Origin of the sequence: Duganella sp. CT11-25, assembly GCF_047302815.1 — a bacterium.
GTDB lineage: Bacteria > Pseudomonadota > Gammaproteobacteria > Burkholderiales > Burkholderiaceae_D > Rugamonas.
On record NZ_JBKBFD010000001.1, the window covers coordinates 457,169 to 476,868 of the forward strand.

17 protein-coding genes are annotated in these 19,700 nt (G+C 62.6%); 6 read left to right on the forward strand and 11 right to left on the reverse strand.

Features of this window, described 5'->3' with window-relative positions:
• The first annotated feature begins 75 nt into the window (after positions 1–75).
• Complete coding sequence (locus ACEN9F_RS01845; RefSeq protein WP_413417241.1) at positions 76–1,074, forward strand: TraB/GumN family protein; 999 nt, start codon at positions 76–78, stop codon at positions 1,072–1,074.
• 13 nt (positions 1,075–1,087) lie between these two features.
• Here ACEN9F_RS01845 and ACEN9F_RS01850 read toward each other — a convergent pair whose 3' ends face one another.
• Positions 1,088–2,728: a response regulator gene (locus ACEN9F_RS01850; RefSeq protein ID WP_413417243.1), complete on the reverse strand. Its 1,641-nt coding sequence runs from the start codon at positions 2,726–2,728 to the stop codon at positions 1,088–1,090.
• Between the two features lie 246 nt (positions 2,729–2,974).
• Between ACEN9F_RS01850 and purL the strand changes: the two genes are divergently transcribed.
• A complete protein-coding gene (gene purL / locus ACEN9F_RS01855) occupies positions 2,975–7,024 on the forward strand; it encodes a phosphoribosylformylglycinamidine synthase (RefSeq protein ID WP_413417245.1) in 4,050 nt (1,349 codons plus the stop codon).
• Positions 7,025–7,067: 43 nt separating this feature from the next.
• Here purL and ACEN9F_RS01860 read toward each other — a convergent pair whose 3' ends face one another.
• The gene (locus ACEN9F_RS01860) at positions 7,068–7,730 is read right to left on the reverse strand and encodes a DNA alkylation repair protein (RefSeq protein ID WP_413417247.1); all 663 of its coding nucleotides are present in this window, start codon (positions 7,728–7,730) and stop codon (positions 7,068–7,070) included.
• 143 nt (positions 7,731–7,873) lie between these two features.
• On the opposite strand from ACEN9F_RS01860, the gene ACEN9F_RS01865 reads away from it, so the two are divergent.
• Entirely contained in the window at positions 7,874–8,188 is a 315-nt protein-coding gene (locus ACEN9F_RS01865) for an ArsR/SmtB family transcription factor (protein ID WP_413417249.1), read from the forward strand.
• The gene (locus ACEN9F_RS01870; RefSeq protein ID WP_413417251.1) at positions 8,188–8,673 is read left to right on the forward strand and encodes an SRPBCC family protein; all 486 of its coding nucleotides are present in this window, start codon (positions 8,188–8,190) and stop codon (positions 8,671–8,673) included. The genes ACEN9F_RS01865 and ACEN9F_RS01870 overlap by 1 nt, the downstream gene beginning before the upstream one ends.
• 45 nt (positions 8,674–8,718) lie before the next feature.
• Here ACEN9F_RS01870 and ACEN9F_RS01875 read toward each other — a convergent pair whose 3' ends face one another.
• The 6 genes from ACEN9F_RS01875 to ACEN9F_RS01900 form a co-directional block, all read right to left on the reverse strand.
• Positions 8,719–9,501, reverse strand: a complete 783-nt coding sequence (locus ACEN9F_RS01875; RefSeq protein ID WP_413417253.1) for a peptidylprolyl isomerase — start codon at positions 9,499–9,501, stop codon at positions 8,719–8,721.
• A 99-nt stretch (positions 9,502–9,600) separates the two neighbouring features.
• Complete coding sequence (locus ACEN9F_RS01880) at positions 9,601–10,380, reverse strand: peptidyl-prolyl cis-trans isomerase (RefSeq protein WP_413417255.1); 780 nt, start codon at positions 10,378–10,380, stop codon at positions 9,601–9,603.
• Between the two features lie 124 nt (positions 10,381–10,504).
• Positions 10,505–10,786 (reverse strand): BolA family protein, encoded by a 282-nt coding sequence (locus ACEN9F_RS01885; protein WP_413417257.1) that lies wholly within the window; start codon positions 10,784–10,786, stop codon positions 10,505–10,507.
• Positions 10,783–11,412 carry a septation protein A gene (locus ACEN9F_RS01890; RefSeq protein WP_413417259.1) on the reverse strand — a complete coding sequence of 210 codons (630 nt, stop codon included), beginning with the start codon at positions 11,410–11,412 and terminating at the stop codon, positions 10,783–10,785. The genes ACEN9F_RS01885 and ACEN9F_RS01890 overlap by 4 nt, the downstream gene beginning before the upstream one ends.
• Positions 11,413–11,422: 10 nt before the next feature.
• Positions 11,423–11,821: a peptide-methionine (R)-S-oxide reductase MsrB gene (gene msrB / locus ACEN9F_RS01895; protein WP_413417261.1), complete on the reverse strand. Its 399-nt coding sequence runs from the start codon at positions 11,819–11,821 to the stop codon at positions 11,423–11,425.
• Between the two features lie 14 nt (positions 11,822–11,835).
• Positions 11,836–13,233, reverse strand: a complete 1,398-nt coding sequence (locus ACEN9F_RS01900; RefSeq protein ID WP_413417263.1) for a protein adenylyltransferase SelO — start codon at positions 13,231–13,233, stop codon at positions 11,836–11,838.
• Positions 13,234–13,444: 211 nt separating this feature from the next.
• On the opposite strand from ACEN9F_RS01900, the gene ACEN9F_RS01905 reads away from it, so the two are divergent.
• Both ACEN9F_RS01905 and ACEN9F_RS01910 read left to right on the forward strand, forming a co-directional pair.
• Complete coding sequence (locus ACEN9F_RS01905; RefSeq protein WP_413417265.1) at positions 13,445–15,100, forward strand: 3-(methylthio)propionyl-CoA ligase; 1,656 nt, start codon at positions 13,445–13,447, stop codon at positions 15,098–15,100.
• A gap of 266 nt (positions 15,101–15,366) precedes the next feature.
• Complete coding sequence (locus ACEN9F_RS01910) at positions 15,367–16,977, forward strand: methyl-accepting chemotaxis protein (RefSeq protein ID WP_413417267.1); 1,611 nt, start codon at positions 15,367–15,369, stop codon at positions 16,975–16,977.
• Between the two features lie 30 nt (positions 16,978–17,007).
• Here the strand turns inward: ACEN9F_RS01910 and ACEN9F_RS01915 are convergent, their stop codons facing one another.
• From ACEN9F_RS01915 to ACEN9F_RS01925, 3 genes are all read right to left on the reverse strand, one after another.
• A complete protein-coding gene (locus tag ACEN9F_RS01915) occupies positions 17,008–18,435 on the reverse strand; it encodes an MDR family MFS transporter (RefSeq protein ID WP_413417269.1) in 1,428 nt (475 codons plus the stop codon).
• Complete coding sequence (locus ACEN9F_RS01920; protein WP_413417271.1) at positions 18,432–18,875, reverse strand: MarR family winged helix-turn-helix transcriptional regulator; 444 nt, start codon at positions 18,873–18,875, stop codon at positions 18,432–18,434. Before ACEN9F_RS01920 ends, ACEN9F_RS01915 begins: the two co-directional genes overlap by 4 nt.
• A gap of 89 nt (positions 18,876–18,964) precedes the next feature.
• Positions 18,965–19,654 carry a DUF4197 domain-containing protein gene (locus tag ACEN9F_RS01925; protein WP_413417273.1) on the reverse strand — a complete coding sequence of 230 codons (690 nt, stop codon included), beginning with the start codon at positions 19,652–19,654 and terminating at the stop codon, positions 18,965–18,967.
• Positions 19,655–19,700: the final 46 nt, after the last annotated feature.

Sequence of the window (19,700 nt, forward strand, 5' to 3'; positions counted from 1 at the left end):
ATTTCGCCTCGTGGTACATCATCAGCCACTGCCTCAACCCCGGCTCGATCACTTTTTAAGATGAAGGATGCGCCGATGCTTGTCCGCCTGCTGCCCGCACTGTGCCTGGCCCTGTATGCCTCATCCGTCTCGGCGCAAGCCGATACGCCGCCCGCCGAGCCGGAAATTGTGACCGAACAAATCCTGTTGGTGGGGCAGCGGCCCGGCCCGGGCTTGTGGAAGGTGAGCAAGGACGATCACGTGCTGTGGGTGTTCGCCACCTACTCGCCGCTGCCGGAGAAAATGGAGTGGCGCTCGCAGCAGGTCGAAGCCATCCTCGCCCAGTCGCAGGAGTACCTGGCCCCGCCAGGCGCGCACGCCAAGGTCGGCTTCTTTCGCGGGTTGACGATGTTGCCGGGACTGATAGGCGTGAAGAAGAATCCCGACGGCGCCACCTTGCACGACGTGCTGCCGGCGGACGTCTATGCGCGCTGGCAGCCGCTGAAGGCCAAGTACCTGGCCGACAACGACGACATCGAGCGCGAGCGGCCCATCTTTGCCGCCGAGACGCTGTTCCGCGCCGGCCTGCAGCATGCCGGCCTGTCCAACGGTTATGAGGTTAACCGCAAGATCGACGGCATCGTCAAGCAGCGCAAGATCAAGGTCACCGAGACTGGCATCAAGCTGGAGATGGACGACCCGTCCGGTTTGCTGAAGGAGTTCAAGAAGTCGCAGCTGGCCGATACCGCCTGTTTCTCCAAGACGCTGGCGCGGCTGGAAAGCGATATCGATGCCATGCGGGTGCGCGCCAATGCCTGGGCCAAGGGCGACCTGGAAGGCATCCGCAAGCTGAGCTATCCCGACCAGGAAACCGAATGCGGCGACGCCATGCTGAACGCCGGCTTTGTCAAGAACCAGCCCGGTTTCCAGAACATCAAGGCGCGCGTGCACGACGCCTGGGTGACGTCCGCCGAGAAAGCGCTGGCCGCCAATACCACCACCTTCGCGACGCTGCGGTTGTCCGAGATCCTCGGCCCCGACGCTTACCTGGATGCGCTGAAGGCCAAGGGCTATCAGGTCGACAGTCCGGACTAAATCCGGGCTGGATTCAAGCGATCGTCGCGATACCGTATTTGCGCTGCGTGTGGCTGTATTGCGCCTGCAGCGCTTCCAGCGACGGGTGCGTCGGATCGATCTTGCGCATGCGCTCCAGCAGGAAGGCGCATTGCTCGCCCAGCGGCACTTCCCAGCCGAGGTCGTCGAGCTGCTTGAGGATGGCCGACGTCGCCGCCGGCAGCAGCGCCATATTGGCCGGCGCCTTGCGCAGGGCCGCGCTCAGCGTATCGACCGCCGCCCGCAAATCGCCCTGGCCGCGCTGCTCGGACGCGTGGGCGATCAATTCCTCCACATGGTGCTTGATCTGCTCGCCCATGCCCTCGGCCAGGTCGTGACGGCCGGCCTTTTCAAACACGTCGACCGCGTCGTCCATCGAGACGCCGCTTTCGGTATCGTTCATCAGGTTGAGCATCAGCTCCGAGGCCTGCTGGTCCAGCTTGACGTTCAGGCAGCTGTGCACCAGCCCGACCTTCAGGCCGGTCGACAAGCCGCGGCTGGCGCCGATGGCGGTGACGGCGGTGGTCAGCTCGGCCGCCGCGCCGGTGATGTTGCCGGTCATTTCCAGCAGCAGCCCGGCGGCAATGGCGCGGCAGGCGTCGACGTTGGCGCTGGCGCGCAGCGAGCGCTCCATGTCGCGGATCACGCCGCTGGCCTGGCTGGCGTCGCCTTTCTTGACCAGGGTCTTGACCAGCTTGACGTGGTCCTCGGGGTCGCGGAATTCCGAATACTTGGCCTTGGCCACCACCTGCTTGAAGGCCTTCTCGGCGACGCCGACGTCGCCGGTCTCATACGCCACCTCGCCCAGATGCCGCAGGCGGCGCACCATGTGCGGCGAAATCGCCACCGCGTCTTCCAGGATCTTCTTGGCCGCCTCCTGCTGGCCCAGCGCCTCGTGCGTGCGCGCCAGCAGGTCGTAGGCCGCCATGTACTTGGGATTATGGATCAGCAGTTCCTGCAGCGTCTCCTGCGCCTCGATGTATTTCTGCTGTCCGAACTGGCAGCGCGCCATGCCCAGGTGGGCCCAGGCGATAGGGCGGGCCATCAGGATCACCTGGTAGACCAGCTCGCCCTCGGCCAGTTCGTCCAGCTGCACCAGCAGCTCGGCGCGCAGGCGGGCGAACTCGATGGCGTAGCGCGGGTTCTTTTCCTCGCCGGTCTGGCAGTCGGCGATCGCCCGGCGGATGCTGCCGGCCTCGATCAGCTGGTAGATCGGCAGGAACACGTCGCGCCGCTCGACCGCCTTGCGCAGGCGCTGCAGCAGCGAATCGACGGTGAAGGGCTTGAGCACATAATCGGTCGGGGTCAGCTCGGCCGCGCCGATCACCTTGCTGTACACGCCTTCGGAGGTCAGCATGATGAAGATGGTCCAGGGCACGATCAGCTTGTGGTGGCGCAGGTCTTCCAGCAGTTGTTGGCCGTCCTGGCCGTTGTTCTCGCCGCTGCCGTTGCCCAGGTCGTACTCGCACAGGATGATGTCGAACGGCTTCTTGGCCAGTTGGCGGATCGCCGTGCCGGAACTGACGGCGTAGTCGATCTTGGTGATCGATGCCTGGTTCAGCATATTGTGCAGGCTGCCGCGCATGCCCGGATTCGGGTCGACGATCAGTACCGACAAGTCGCTATATTCTGCCATGTTGCACATCCCTGCTCATATTGAATACAGCATACTCCAAGGCAAGTCAAAATGTTATCGATTCAAGGGGTTATAGGGTAAAACTCATGCAAAATGTTGCTTGCGTGGCAGTTTTCGGCCGCAATTGCCGCTGTATAGAGCGTCTGGTAAAGGGTATAATGCGCGCAAAGGAATTCTGCTAGACAAGTATCTCGTGCTCCATCTACCTTTAATCCGCAGCCACGCTGCATCAACCATCCTCCAAATATGTTGATTCTGCCGGGCTCCAACGCCCTGTCCGCATTCCGTAGCCAACGCCTGTTAACGCAACTGCAAGCCGTGCTGCCTGCCGTTGCCGCCGTCCAGGCGCGCTATGTCCACTTCATCGACGCCGCCGCGCCGCTGTCGGCCGACGACACCGCCCGTCTCGGCGCCATGCTGACCTATGGTGACCCGGCCCAGGCCGACAACACCGACGGCGTGGCCGAGGAATTCTTCGTCATTCCGCGCTTCGGCACGATCTCGCCGTGGGCCTCCAAGGCCACCGACATCGTCCACAACTGCGGCATGGCCGACATCAAGCGCGTCGAGCGCGGCGTCGCGTTCCGCATCAACCTGAAGACCGGCATCCTGGGCAGCAGCATCGGCGCCGCCAAGAAGCTGTCGGACGAGGAAGTGCAGGCTGTCGCCGCGCTGCTGCACGACCGCATGACGGAATCGGTGCTGCGCTCGGCTGACGACGCCGCCGGCCTGTTCCGCGAACTGGAAGCCAAGCCGCTGGAATCGGTGGATGTGATCGGCATGGGCAAGACCGCGCTGGAAAAGGCCAACACGGACCTGGGCCTGGCGATGTCGGACGACGAGATCGATTACCTGGACGCCGCCTTCACCAAGGCCGGCCGAAACCCGACCGACGTCGAGCTGATGATGTTCGCGCAGGCGAACTCGGAGCACTGCCGCCACAAGATCTTCAACGCCGACTGGACCATCGACGGCGAGGCGCAGACCAAGTCGCTGTTCGGCATGATCAAGAACACCCACCAGTTGCAGCCGAAAGGCACCATCGTCGCCTACAGCGACAACTCGTCGATCATGGAAGGCGCCGAAGTGATGCGCTTCTTCCCGCAGGGCGAAGGCCAGCAGTACGCGCCGATCACCGAGCTGACCCACACGCTGATGAAGGTCGAGACCCACAACCACCCGACCGCGATTTCGCCGTTCCCTGGCGCCTCCACCGGCGCCGGCGGCGAGATCCGCGACGAGGGCGCGACCGGCCGCGGCGCCAAGCCGAAGGCCGGCCTGACCGGCTTCACGGTCTCGAACCTGATGCTGCCGGGCGCCGTGCAGGCCTGGGAAAACGATGCCGACGTCACCGCGCCGGTGGCCGACTACCGCAACAGCGAAAAAGCCTACGGCAAGCCGGACCGCATCGCCTCGGCGCTGCAGATCATGATCGAAGGCCCGCTGGGCGGCGCCGCGTTCAGCAATGAATTCGGCCGTCCGGTGCTGGGCGGTTACTTCCGTACCTACGAACAGAACATCGGCAAGCAGTTCGCCGGCGCGCACGACACCGTGTTCGGCTACCACAAGCCGATCATGATCGCCGGCGGCATCGGCAATATCTCCGGCCAGCACACGCACAAGAACGACATCCCGGTCGGCAGCCTGCTGGTGCAGCTGGGCGGTCCAGGCATGCGCATCGGCATGGGCGGCTCGGCCGCCTCGTCGATGGCCACCGGCACCAACACCGCCGACCTGGACTTCGACTCGGTCCAGCGCGGCAACCCGGAAATGGAACGCCGCGCCCAGGAAGTGATCAACGGTTGCTGGCAGCTGGGTCCTAACAATCCGATCATCTCGATCCACGACGTCGGCGCCGGCGGTTTGTCCAACGCCTTCCCGGAAATTACCAACGACGCCAAGCGCGGCGCGATCTTCGACCTGCGCAAGATCCCGCTGGAAGAAAGCGGCATGGCGCCGAAAGAAATCTGGTCCAACGAATCGCAGGAACGCTATGTGCTGGCGATAGCGCCGGAAAGCCTGGCCATGTTCAAGGCGCTGTGCGAGCGCGAGCGCTGCCTGTTCGCCGTGGTCGGCACCGCCACCGAAGAGCGCCAGCTGAAGCTGATCGACCCTGAGCTGGGCAACGAGCCGGTCGACATGCCGATGGACGTCCTGCTGGGCAAACCGCCCAAGATGCAGCGCGACGTGCACCACGTGCAAAACGATTTCCCGGCCATCGACCTGACCGGCATGGACCTGGAAGAAGCCGCCAAGCGCGTGCTGCTGCTGCCGACCGTCGGCGACAAGTCCTTCCTGATCACCATCGGCGACCGCACCGTGGGCGGCATGTCCGTGCGCGACCAGATGGTCGGTCCATGGCAGGTGCCGGTGGCCGATTGCGCCGTCACCGCGATGAGCTTTGAAGGCTACCTGGGCGAGGCGATGGCGATGGGCGAGCGTACGCCGCTGGCCGTCATCGACGCCGCCGCCTCGGGCCGCATGGCCGTCGGCGAGGCGATCACCAACATCGCCGCCGCGCCGATCAAGGATATCTCCGACATCAAGCTGTCGGCCAACTGGATGGCCGCCTGTGGCCAGCCAGGCCAGGATGCGGCGCTGTTCGACACCGTCAAGGCGGTCGGCATGGAACTGTGCCCGGCGCTGGGGATCTCTATCCCGGTCGGCAAGGATTCGCTGTCGATGCGCACCACCTGGAAGGATGATGGCGAGTCGAAAGCCGTCACTTCGCCGGTGTCGCTGATCGTCTCGGCCTTCGCGCCGGTGCACGACGTGCGCAAATCGCTGACGCCGCAGATCAAGACCGACGCCGGCGACACCTCCATCATCCTGATCGACCTGGGCCGCGGCAAGAACCGCCTGGGCGCCTCGGCGCTGTCGCTGGTCATGGGCCAGCTGGGCAACGAAACGCCGGACGTCGACAGCGCGGAAGACCTGAAGGGCTTCTTCGCCGCGATCCAGCAACTGAACAACGATGGCAAGCTGCTGGCCTACCACGACCGTTCGGACGGCGGCCTGTACGGCACGCTGGCCGAGATGGCCTTTGCCGGCCGCGCGGGCCTGTCGATCAACCTCGACATCCTGACCCTGGAAGAGGGCCACGGCGCCGACCAGGGCGACGCCAAGAACTGGGCCAGCCAGATCGCCGAACGCCGCAACGAGCAAACGCTGCGCGCGCTGTTCTCGGAAGAGCTGGGTGCTGTCATCCAGGTCCGCGCCGACGAGAAATCGCTGGTCATGGACGTGCTGCGCACCTTCAACCTGGGCGCCTGCAGCCACATCATCGGCAAGCCGAACGACCGTGGCGTGATCGAATTCACCCGCGACGCCAAGATCATCTATGCCAAGCCGCGCGCCGAACTGCACCGCCTGTGGAGCGAGACCAGCTGGCGCATCGCCCGCCTGCGCGACAACCCGGCCTGTGCCGACGCCGAATACGACCGCATCCTGGACGAAACCGATCCCGGCATGACGCCGAAGGTCAGCTTCGACCTGACCGAAAACGTCGCCGCGCCGTTCCTGGCCACCGGCGTGCGTCCGCGCGTCGCCATCCTGCGCGAGCAGGGCGTCAACTCGCACATCGAGACCGCCTATGTCATGCACCAGGCCGGCTTCACCGCCATCGACGTCCACATGAGCGACCTGATCGCCGGCCGCGCCAAGCTGGATGATTTCCAGGGCATCATCGCCGTCGGCGGCTTCTCGTACGGCGACGTGCTGGGCGCCGGCGAGGGCTGGGCCAAGACCATCCTGTTCAACGCCGCGCTGTCCGACCAGTTCGCCCGCTTCTTCGCGCGCACCGACAGCTTCGGCCTGGGCGTCTGCAACGGTTGCCAGATGATGAGCAACCTGAAGGCGATCATCCCGGGCGCGCACGCCTGGCCCAAGTTCACCACCAACAAGTCGGAGAAGTTCGAAGCCCGCTTCGCGATGGTGGAAGTGCTGGACTCGCCGTCGATCTTCTTCAACGGCATGGCCGGTACGCAGACGCCGATCGCCATCGCCCACGGCGAAGGTTACGCGGACTTTAGCCAGACTGGCAACATTGCAGAAGCCGTGGCGGCGATGCGCTTTGTCGACAACCGTGGCGCCGCTACCGAAGCGTATCCATACAACCCGAACGGCTCGCCGCAAGGCCTGACCTCGGTGACCACGGCCGACGGCCGCTTCACCGTGATGATGCCGCATGCCGAGCGCGTGTTCCGCACGGTGCAGCAGTCGTGGCATCCGGAATCGTGGGGCGAGGATTCGCCATGGATGCGCATGTTCCGCAATGCCCGTAAGTTTGTCGGGTAATGAAGCGATAAGTGAATGAAAGGCCGGAGCGATCCGGCCTTTTTCATATGAGGTGTTTATTCGCTTCCCGGTAGCTGAGCGCGGACAGATGGTCTTTTTGTTCTGATGTGAAATTTCGTATTGCCTGCGGATCATGCCGTGCATAATCCCTTAATGCCCAGCCGATTGCTTTTTGTATGAAGAACTCTTTTTCGTGCGCCAAGGTTAAAGAATATTTAAATAAGCGTCCGGTATCGACTTTATCGCGCCAGCCTAATTGATGTAATACGGCCACCCGGCGCATCCACATATTCTCGTGTTGTAAGGCGGCGTCCATTTGGTCGTGGTTATGCCTTAATACGTCGCCGATAATCGACGCCAGCGCATCCACCGTATCCCACCAGGATTTACTTCGGGCGAATTCCAGTAGTTGGGGAATATGTCCGGCATTGAATTCCTTCCAGTGCAGCGCCAGCAGATCCAGCGCCACATACTGATATTCCCGTTGCGGCAAATCCCACAGCGCCCATGCGTGCGCCAGCAGGTTGTCGGCGCCGCTGCCCGCCAAAGCCTTCAGTAGCGGCTTGGCTGCAAGGCGGCGCTGCGGCGTGCCGATGCCAAGATAGTCGAACTGGTCGCGCATGTAGGCGCGCATGGCGGGTGCGCGGTCGGGATCGATGGCAGGGGTGAGGGCGGCGTCGAGTTGATGGCGGAATTGTGGATTCATGAGGCAAATTATGCCAGTTATTAGCATGTATAAACCAGCTTTGAGTCTGAACCCATCGGCGGCCCGCATTCTATCGAGCGGCGCTTGACTCAGAGGCGAACGCCGTATACATTACCAATTGGTTATATACGAGGTTCAACGCCATGCAGACCGATCAACTCAACCGGGCATTTGCCGCCTTGGCCGACCCGACCCGCCGCGCGATCATCGCCCGGCTAGCCTCAGGCGAGGCTACGGTGATGGAACTGGCCGAGCCTTTCTCCATGACCCAGCCGGCGATTTCCAAGCACCTGAAGGTGCTGGAGGGCGCCGGATTGATTTCGCGCGGCAAGGCCGCCCAAACCCGTCCCTGCCGGCTGGAGCCGAATCAACTGAAAGAGGTCGCGCTATGGATTACGGCTTATCGCAATCTTTGGGAAGATAGTTTCGACCGTCTCGATGCATTTTTAAAGGAGTAATGATGGAAGCCGAATTTATGATTGTCCGCCAGTTTAAACAGCCGCTGGAAAAGGTATGGCAAGCCTGGAGTTTATCCGAGCAAATCGGGCGCTGGTGGGGGCCTAAGGGATGCAAGCTGGATGTGCATCGTTTTGAATTCCAGCCTGGTGGATTCTTTCACTACGCCATGAATTTCGACGGCGCACCATCCATGTGGGGTCGTTTTAACTATCGCGAAATTAAACCTCAGGAAAGCATCGTCTGGCTTAATTCGTTTTCAAATGAGCGCTGCGGCATCACGCGCGCGCCATTCAGCGATGTTTGTCCGTTGGAGATACAAAATACCGTGATATTCAGCGAGGAGGGCGGTATTACCACCGTGACGTTGAGAGCCGTGCCATTCGGCGAGGTGGATGCCGAGCGTAATTACTTTATCGACCTGAAGCCGTCGATGGAGCAAGGCTACGGCGGCACCTTCGACCAGCTGGCCGACTGGCTGAAATAAAAAAAAAGCGCCCCGCAGGGCGCTTTTCCAGACCGGAGAGCCAGATTACTGGATCTTGGCTTTCTTGGTCAGTTCGTCGCGGAAAGCAGCGATCTTACGCTGTTGCAGGCCTTCGGCGATACGGTCTTTGACTTCCGCCAGCGCTGGCAGCTTGACGTCGCGTGGTGCTTCTTCCAGCTTGATCACGTGGAAACCGAACTCGGTCTTGACCGGGGTTTCAGTGATCGCGCCTGGCTTCAGGGCCACCATCGCGTCCGAGAACGGCTTCACCAGCTTGCTCGGGCTCATCCATCCCAGATCGCCGCCGTTGTTGGCCGAACCGTCTTTCGAGACCTTGGCCAGCTCTTCAAACTTGCCGCCGGCTTTCAGCTTGGTGATGATGTCCTTGGCTTCCTGCTCGGTCGCCACCAGGATGTGGCGGGAGTGGTATTCCTTCTCGGCGCCTGCGGAGGCGACGGCGCGGTCGTATTCAGCCTTGATATCGGCATCCTTGACCGGGTTTTTCTTCACATAGTCCGCCAGCATCGCATTGATGATGATGCTTTGACGGGCGTTGTCGATGGCGGCCTTGACGTCAGCCTTGGTGCCGAAACCTTGCTTGTCCGCTTCCTGCAGCAGCACTTCGCGGCCGATCAGCTCTTTTTTGACCATTTCACGCAGTTGTGGGCTGTCAGGCTGCTGGCCTTGGGCGACAACTTGCTTGACCATTTGGTCGACGCGGGCGGCAGGGATAGCCTTGCCATTGACGGTCGCGACGTTTTGCGCGAAAACAGGTGCTGCAACGACAGCGATCAGTGCTAACAACAGGCGGGCTGGCTTCAACATCATTATTAAATCCTATAAAAAAACAAGAAATCGCACTCGGCGGTGCATGGTACCAACGCTAAACCAAAAACGGCGCCCCGTTGGGCGCCGCCTTGCATTACATTACTGCACTTTTGCTTTCTTGACCAGTTCTTCCTGGTAAGCTTGCAGTTTTTTCTGGGTCAGCGCTTCAGCAACTTGCGGCTTCACTTCTTCCAGCGTCGGCAGCTTGGCTTGACGGATGTCGTCCACTTTGATTACGTGGAAGCCGTTCGGGGTCTGCACTGGCTTCTCGGTGACCTGGCCTTTTTGCAGGGCCACGAAGGCTGCCGAAAACACTGGCGGGAAGGACGAAGGCGAGGCCCAGTCCAGATCGCCGCCATTGGCAGCCGAACCGGTGTCTTTCGATGCTTTTGCCAGTTCTTCGAACTTGGCGCCGCCCTTGATCTTGGCGATCACGTCGTTGGCTTCAGCTTCGGTCGCCAGCAGGATGTGGCGGACATGGTATTCCTTGTCGCCGGCCTGGGCCGTGAAGCGGTCGTATTCAGCCTTGATGTCGGCGTCGGTGACCGGGTTTTTCTTGACGTATTCGCCGACCAGGGCGTTGATGATGATGGCTTGGCGAGCGTTTTCGATCTGTGCCTTGACTGCGGCATCCTTACCGAAACCTTGCTTTTCCGCTTCCTGCATCATCACTTCACGGCCGATCAGGTCTTTCTTGATCAGGTCGCGCAGTTGAGGGGAATCCGGTTGCTGGCCTTGGGCAACGACTTGCTTGACGACGGCTTCTACGCGCGAGGTCGGAATAGCCTTGCCATTAACTACGGCAACGTTTTGAGCGAAAGCTGGTACAGCGGCAACGGCGAGAAGTGCAATCAGCAACTTAGCTGGCTTGAAAGTCATTATTAATTCCTGTAAGGGGAAAGTTTTAGCGAAATTGCCTGGCGATGAGGGTTTGATCTGCTATCTGTCTTTGTGTTCAATTATTCTGGACCCGACAGCGGTCATTCCCTCGCCAAGCGCTACATCATACTTCGGACGGAGCCAATGCGGTAATGGCCAATGCATGAATTTCTTTATGCATCATATCGTGCACGGAATCATACACGAGTCGATGTCTTGTGACGAGTTTGAGCCCCTCGAATTGTAACGAAACAATTCTAACGTTGTAATGACCGCCGCCGGAAGCGGCCCCGGCATGACCAGCATGCAGCGCCGAGTCGTCTTCCAGCACCAGCTCGACCGGCTTCAGCGCCGCCTCGAAGCGGCTGCGCATGCGTTCCATGCGGGTATCTTGAATCTGGCTCATGCCTGGTCCTTCATGTGGCGCGACAGATAAATGGTTTGTCCGACGATAAACACCAGCATCAGCGAGGTGGTGCCGAATGCTTTAAAGCTGACCCATGCGCCGGTATCGCCTTTAAACAAGATGAAGGCGATATACCAATTCAGGAAGCCCATGGCGACAAAGAAACAGATCCAGGCCATATTCAAGCGCGCCCAGATCAGATCGGGCAGCTGGACGATCTCGCCCATCGATTTCTGCATCAGGTTCTTTTTAAACACCACGGCGCTGATCAGCAGCCCGGATGCAAACAGCCAATACACAATGCTGAGTTTCCATTTGATGAAATCTTCATCGTGCAGGTAAATGGTCAGGCCGCCGAACACCACGAACATCACCAGCGAAAACCACAGCATGCCGTCGACCTTGCGCCCGCGCAGCTTGATATAGCCGATCTGCGCCATCGTGGCCAAGATGCCGACCAGCGTCGCGATGACGATCGGCGATTGATCCGGCGTCACCGAGCCGCCCGAGATCATGCCGCTCAGGTAAGTATTGATGAAGTGCTGGGCCGCCTCGGCGTTCCAGCCCGACAGCTTGTAAGCGGCAAAAAACAGCAGCAGCGGGATCAGGTCGAACAGAAATTTCATGATGTCTTTATTAGTCTTGTGGATCGAATCGCAGGGACGCCGAGTTGATGCAATAACGCAGTCCGGTCGGCGGCGGGCCGTCCGGGAATACATGCCCCAGGTGCGCGTCGCACACGGCGCAAATGATTTCGGTGCGCAGCATACCATGGGTACGGTCGGTTTTTTCAATCACATTGGCCGGATCGAGCGCTTCGAAATAGCTCGGCCAGCCGCAGCCGGAATCGAATTTGGCGTCGGAACGGAACAGCGGCGTGTCGCAGCACACGCAGGTGTAGATGCCGTGTTCGTGGTGATCCCAGAACTTGCCGGTGAAAGCACGTTCGGTCGCCGCATGGCGCGTGACTTGATATTCCATTGGGTCCAGCATGGCGCGCCATTCGGCGTCGGATTTCGTTACTTTATTAGTCATGGCTTAGTACTCACTTAAGAAGAGCAGCTTACTTCGAGATGGCTTGCCCAGTCGGGCGGCAAGGCCGCGTATTGTTCATGCTCGGGCTGTTCGTCGTATGGATGCCGCAAAACCGCCAGCAGGCGCGCCACCTCGGTAAAGTCCTTATTTTGCGCCTTTTCAATCGCCACTTGGGCCAGATAATTGCGCAGCACGTATTTGGGGTTGACTTGGTTCATCGCAAGCTTGCGCACCGCATCGTCGCTGTTTTCCGCTTGCAGGCGCGCGCGGTACTGCGTCGCCCAGGCGTCGAAGGCCGGACGGTCGATGAACAGGTCGCGCAGCGCTTCGTCGCCGCCGGCGTCGGCCGCGCGCACGCCGCTCAGACGGCGGAAGAACAGCGTGAAATCGACGCTGTTGGCCTGCATAACTGCGAACATGGCGTCAAATAGCGCACGATCGGCATCGGCATGCTGGTCCAGCACGCTCAGGCCCAGTTTGGCGTGCAGCAGTTCATCCATCTTGGCGGCAAATGCCGGCTGGTAGACCGCCAGCGCCGCCTCGGTCGCCTCGACCTCGCCGATCAGCGGCAGCAGCGCCTGGCCCAGCGCGTAGCAGTTCCAATGGCCCACCTGCGGCTGGTTGGCGTAGGAATAGCGGCCCTGCTGGTCGGTATGGTTGCAGATGTGGTTGGCGTCGAAGGCTTCCAGGAAGCCGAACGGGCCGTAATCCAGGGTCAGGCCGAGGATAGACATATTGTCGGTGTTCATCACACCGTGCATGAAGCCGACCGCCTGCCAGTGCGCGATCATGTGGGCGGTGCGGCGGGTCACTTCGGCCAGCAGCGCCTGGTAGGGATGGTCGGCGCCGCGCAGCTCGGGATAGAAGCGGTCGATGACGTAGTCGGCGAGGGTCTTCAGCTCGTCGTTCTTGTTGCGGTAGAACCAGTGCTCGAACGAGCCGAAACGCACAAAGCTCGGCGCCATGCGCACCACCACGGCGGACGTTTCCACCGTCTCGCGCATCACGCCCTGGTCCGAACCGGCCACCGACAAGGCGCGCGAAGTCGGAATGCCCAGCGCATCCATCGCTTCCGAGCACAGGAATTCACGGATCGACGAGCGCAGCACGGCGCGGCCATCGCCCATGCGCGAGTAGGGCGTCAGGCCGGCGCCTTTCCATTGCAGCTCCATCGGTCCTTGCGCGGTGGCGACATCGCCGAACAGCATGGCGCGGCCGTCGCCCAGCTGGCCGGCCCAGACGCCGAACTGGTGGCCCGAATACACGGCCGCCAGCGGCAGCGCGCGCTCCGGCGCGGCGTTGCCGATCAGGACGTCGAGGCTGTCGGCGACTTCCTCCGGCGTCAAGCCGATCAGCCCGGCGGCCGGCGCGCTGACCGCGACCAGGTAGGGGACGGGCAGCGGCGTCGGCATCAGCCGGGTATAAAAAGCGGGCGGCAGGGACGCGAAGGAATTGTCCAGCGGCAGTTTGGCGGCAGTGATGATAGTTCCCGTAACGAGTAGGCGTAAGCCGATGATTTTACCGCAGCCAACGGATGCGGCAATGCAGCATCGAAAAGCGTTGACCTTGATAGCGTGGTCATCCGAAACTGATTCAATAAAATCAATCTTTCCGGAGACGCGCATGCATTCCCCAAATCCTCCAAGCCCGGTCATGGGCCAGATGATGAACCAGCCGCTGCTCATCTCAAGCATCATTGAATTCGCCGCCCGGCACTACGCCAACAGCGAGATCGTCTCGCAGCGGGTGGAAGGGGACGTGCACCGCTACACCTTCCGCGATTGCCAGCAGCGCGCGAGGCGGCTGGCCAACGCCCTGCAGGCCTTGGGCGTGAGCATGGGGGAGCGCGTCGCCACGCTGGCCTGGAACGGCTACCGCCACCTGGAAGCGTATTACGGCGTGTCCGGCTCCGGCGCGGTGCTGCACACGATCAATCCGCGCCTGCATCCGGAGCAACTGGCCTACATCTGCAACCACGCCGAAGACCAGTACCTGCTGTTCGACTTCTGCTTCCTGCCGCTGGTGGAGGCGATCGCGCCGCACTGCGAGACCATCAAGGGCTACATCCTGCTGGGCGCCGCCGACCGCATGCCCGCCGACAGCAAGATCCCCAACCTGCTGTGCTACGAAGACCTGCTCAGCGCGCATTCGGACGACTACGCCTGGCCGCAGTTCGACGAAAACTCCGCCGCCACGCTGTGCTACACCTCCGGCACCACCGGCAATCCCAAAGGCGCGCTGTATTCGCACCGCTCGACGGTGCTGCACGCCTACGCCTCGGCCTTGCCGAATGTGCTCAACGTCTCCTCGCGCGACTCGGTGATGCCGGTCGTGCCGATGTTCCATGTCAACGCCTGGGGCTTGCCGTACTCGGTGCCGCTGTCGGGCGCCAAGATGGTCTTCCCGGGCGCCGCGCTGGACGGCAAGTCGGTCTACGAGTTGATGGAAAAGGAAAAGGTCACGTTCTCGGCCGGCGTGCCGACGGTCTGGCTGGGCTTGATCAACTATGCGCTGCAGAACAAGCTCAAGTTCTCGACCTTCCGCCGCACCGTGATCGGCGGCTCGGCCTGCCCGCCGGCGATGATGAACACGCTGATCGACGACTTCGGCGTCGAAGTCATCCACGGTTGGGGCATGACGGAAATGTCGCCGCTCGGCACCACCGGCGGCCTGCTGAGCAAGCACCTGGAACTGCCCAGAGCGGATCAGCGCAAGATCCTGCAAAAACAGGGCCATGCGATCTTCGGCGTCGACATGAAGATCGTCGGCGACGACGGCGTGGAATTGCCGTGGGACGGCGCCAGTTACGGCAACCTGCTGGTCAAGGGGCCGTGGATCGTGTCGCGCTACTTCAAGGACGAGGGCGGCGATGTGCTGGAGAACGGCTGGTTCCCCACCGGCGACGTCGCCACCATCGACCCGGACGGCTTCATGCAGATCACCGACCGCAGCAAGGACGTCATCAAGTCCGGCGGCGAATGGATAGGCACCATCGACCTGGAGAACATCGCCATGTCGCACCCGGCGGTCATGCAGGCCGCCTGCATCGGCGTGTTCCATCCGAAATGGGACGAGCGCCCCTTGCTGGTGGTGGTGCGCCGGGCCGGCCACGAGGTGTGCCGCGAGGCGCTGCTGGAATATTTCAATGGCAAGGTTGCCAAGTGGTGGCTGCCGGACGATGTGGTGTTCACCGACGCCTTGCCGGTCGGCGGCACCGGCAAGATTCAAAAGAACAAGCTGCGCGAGCAGTACAAGGACTACCAGCTGCCGACCGCCTGAAAGCCGCAACCAGCCCCGAAAATGCCCCGGCCTGCGCCGGGGCGTTTGATTTTAGCTATCGGAAAAACGGTTAATTCAGGAATAAATGTTTTGACTACAAAGCACTTTCCGCTTACATTATTGCCTCAGAGCATTTTTTAGCCACCCCGGCTAACCCAGGCGCGCATTCCCGGACCGAATGGTCCGCGGCGATACAGTACCCATATCCGACACGCTCCCGGTCAATCGCAGGCACCGGCCTGCACCCTGAATAAAAAGAAAACGCCATGTTTAATCGCATTACTATTCGCATGCGGCTGATCGCCACCATGTGCTTCCTGGGTATCCTGATTGTCTCCATCGGCGGTGTCAGCCTGTTCGGCATGAACACCGTCAACGTCGCGCTCAAGGACGTGTACTCGAACCAGATGGCGTCCGCCGTCATCCTGGGCAACGCCAAGAACTTCCTGAACCGCTCGCGCTTCGTCATCGACCGCGGCGTGTTCCACCCCGAGGCGGCCGACCTGGAAAAAACCCTGGGCCGCGCCGATGGTTTCATCAACGATTCGGACAAGGCCTGGGCTTCGTACCTGGCCTTGCCGCTGGGCGATGGCGAGAAGGAACTGGCCGCCAAGCTGGATGCCGAGCGCAAGATGTATGTCGGCGAACTGCGCGGCCTGATGGCCGCGCTGCGCGAGCAGAACGCCGAAAAGATCGAAGAGCTGTCGATGAAAAAACTGTCGGCGCAATTCAATATCTTCGATGCCGCCTCCAACAAGCTGGAGGAGTACCAGATGAAATCGGCGGAAGAGCACTACAAGGATAGCCAGTCGTTCTTCGCCGGCTTCCAGAAAGCCTTCGTGATCGTCTTGCTGGCCGCCGCCGCGCTGATCGTCTACTCCGCGCTGCGCCTGCTGCGCGCCATCCTGCAGCCGCTGTCGCAGGCGCTGGGCCACTTCGACGAAATCGCCGCTGGCAACCTGGCCAACCGCATCGTCGTCGAGCGCGACGATGAAATGGGCAGCCTGATGAAGGGCCTGGTCAAGATGCAGGAACAGATGTCGGGCACCGTGCGCGGCATCCGCACCGGCAGCAGCTCGATCGCCACCGCCAGCGCCGAGATCTCCGACGGCAACCTGGACCTGTCGCGCCGCACCGAGAACCAGGCCGCCGCGCTGGAGGAAACCGCCTCGTCGCTGGAAGAATTGACCTCGACCGTGCGCCAGAACGCCGACAACGCGCGCCAGGCCAACCAGCTGGCGCTGACCGCGTCGGACGTGGCGGGCCAGGGCGGCCAGATCGTCTCGCAAGTGGTGGACACCATGAGCGCCATCAACGGTTCGTCGCGCAAGATCGCCGACATCATCGGCGTGATCGACGGCATCGCCTTCCAGACCAACATCCTGGCGCTGAACGCCGCCGTGGAAGCGGCACGCGCCGGCGAACAGGGCCGCGGTTTCGCCGTGGTCGCCACCGAGGTGCGCAACCTGGCGCAGCGCTCGGCCGCCGCCGCCAAGGAAATCAAGGAACTGATCACCGCCTCGGTGGAGCAGGTCGACGCCGGCACGCAGCTGGTCGACAAGGCCGGCGCCACGATGGGTGAAATCGTCAACAGCGTGCAGCGCGTCACCAGCATCATGACCGAGATCATGATCGCCGGCGAAGAGCAGAGCGAAGGCATCAACCAGATCAACCAGGCCATCGTGCAGATGGATGAAGTCACGCAGCAGAACGCCGCGCTGGTCGAAGAGGCGGCGGCCGCCGCCAACTCGCTGCAGGAGCAAGCCGCGCAGTTGGAGGAAATGGTCAGCACCTTCAAGCTCGACAGCCATACCGGCGAGCCGTCGCGCGCCGGCCGCCCGGCCTTGCGCCGGCCGGCGCTGGCCCTGGGCCGCTAAGCACAACGGGCGCCGCAGCGCCCGTTTTTCTTATTTGGCGCCGGCCGTATGCGTGGCCAGCGGCAGTTCCGGCAGCAACAGCAGCATCAGCAATCCCAGTCCCACCAGCAGCGTGCCGGCCGTGAAGATCTGGGCGATCGCGTGGCGGTAGATGGCCGCCGTCGCCGTCTGTCCATGCAGCTGCTGCGCCAGGATCGCGCCCGAGCCGGTCACGCCGACCAGGCCGCCCAGCGAACGGAAGAAGGCCAGCATCGCCGTGCCGACGCCGCGCCGCGCGGCGGGCAGGGCGTTCTGCACCGCCATCGTCATGTTCGGCATCACCAGGCCCAGGCCGGCGCCCAGCACGAAGATCGCCGGCTCCATCACCCAATAGCCGGCCGCGTTCGCGATGCTCCAGGCCAGCGCGCCGAAAGACAAGGTCGCCAGGCTCAGCCCCAGTATCTGCGCCGGCTTGTAGCGCCCGCCGGACCTGGCCAGCACGCGGCCGTTCAGCATGGAGGAAATCACCAGCCCCACCATCATCGGCATGGTCAGCAGGCCGGAGTTGGCCGGGCTCACGCCCATCACCATCTGGAACAGCAGCGGGAAGAACACGCTGGAGCCCATCATGCCGACAAAGGTCAGCGCCAGCACCACGCTGGCGACATTGAACACGCGGTTCCGGAACAGGTCCGGCGGCAGCACCGGCTCCGGCACGCGGCGCACGTGCCACAGCAGCAGCGCCGCCAGCAGCAGCGCCAGCCCGCTCAGGTACTTCACCTCGGCCGCGTCCCACGGCCACTCGGTGCCGCCCAGCGCCAGCACCAGCAGCGCCGCCGTCACCGCGCCGGTCATCAGCGCCGAGCCGAGGTAATCGATCTTGTGCGCCCGGTGCGGACGGTCGCCGCGCATGGACCTGGCGATCACGTACAGCGCCAGCGCGCCGACCGGCAGGTTGACGAAAAAGATCCAATGCCACGACAGCCAGTCGGTCAGCAGGCCGCCCAGCACCGGGCCGACCACGCTGGTGAGCGCGTAGACGGCGGCGATGCTGCCCTGGCGCTTGCCGCGTTCGGCCGGCGGCACCAGGTCGCCGATGATGATCTGCGCCAGCGGCAGGAAGCCGCCCGCGCCCAGGCCCTGGACCGCGCGGAAGGCGATCAGCTCGGCCATGTTCTGCGCCAGCCCGCACAGCACCGAGCCCGCCAGGAAGATGGCGATGGCGACATACAGCAGCGGCTTGCGGCCGTACTGGTCGCTGAGCTTGCCGTACAGCGGCATGGTGGCGGTCGAGGCCAGTACATAGGCCGTCACCACCCAGGACAGATGGGCCATGCCGCCCAGGTCGGAGACGATGCGCGGCAGCGCGGTGGCGACGATGCTCTGGTCCAGCGCCGCCAGGCCGATCATGATGACCAGCCCGAGATAGATCGCGCCGATTTCCTTGGCCGTCGCGGTGGGAGTGGTGGAAGTCGTCATTCGCCGATCTCGTTCAGGTAAATAATGGCGTCGCGCAGCGCGTCGGCGCCTTCCGGCGGCAGTTGCGCGAGCCTGCGGGCCAGCCAGTCGCGGCGGCGGGCGCGGATGTCTTCCAGCACCGCCGTGCCGTGCCCGGTCAACAGCAGGCCGCTGCGGCGGCGGTCGGCCGGATCGGGGGCGTCGCGCCGCACCAGGCCGGCCGTTTCCAGCGCCTTGATATGGCCGCTCATGGTCGGGCCGCGCAGCTTTTCCATGCGCGCCAGCTCGGCCACGCCGATGCCGGGCTGCAGGCTGATGGTCGACAGCAGCATCTTTTGCTGCAGGCTCAGGCCGGACGGATCGCCGTCGCTCTCCTGCCGGATGCGGCGGAAGACGTGGTGCAGCGCGAGCCGCAGCTCGTCCGCCAGTGCGATCGCCGCTTGGGGGATGTCAGTGGTCATGGTTATAGATAGGTAGGCTACCTATCTATGTTAGCACCAATCCACGACGAAAAAAAGCCCGGCGAACCGGGCGGAGGGAGCGAAGCGGCTTACTTGAGGGCGCCGAAGACTTTGCCGATCAGCTTGCTGCCGGTGCCGATCGGATCGGCGCGGATGGCTTTTTCCTCCTCGGCGATCATGGTGTACAGGCCGTCCAGCGCACGCTGGGTCACATAGCCTTCCACCGTGGCCTGCTCCTTCACATTCATCCCCATCTTCGGCGCCAGCGCCATCGTCGAATTGTATTTGCTGGCCAGGTCCGAGCGGTCAGTGACTTTCTTCACGATCGGCAGGAACTGTACCGCCAGCTTGGGCGAGGTCTTCTCGCGGAAGAAGTCGGTGACCGAGGTGTCGCCGCCGGTCAGGATATTCTTGGCGTCGGTGATGCTCATCGACTTGACGGCGTCCAGCAGCAGCGGCTTGGCCATCGGCACGGCGGCTTCGGCCGCGTGGTTCATCTGCACCACCAGCTCGTCCAGCTGCTGGCCCTTGCCGGTCATCTTCAGCAGCGGGCGCGCCTGCTCCAGGATCTTCGGCAGCGGGATGCGCACTTTTTCATTGTTCAGGAAACCGTTCTCCGCCCCCAGCTTGGCCACGGCCAGGGTCGAACCTTTTTCCAGCGCGGCCTTCAGGCCGCCGGAGGCATCCTGGTTGCTCAAATCGGCCAGCGACAGCGCATAGGCGCTGGCGGCCAGCAGGCTCAGGGGAATCAAAACGACGGCGCGGCGGGTCAGTAGCATAATCAACCTCAGGACAAGTAGGGCGCCGGCGGCTGCCGGCATGGCC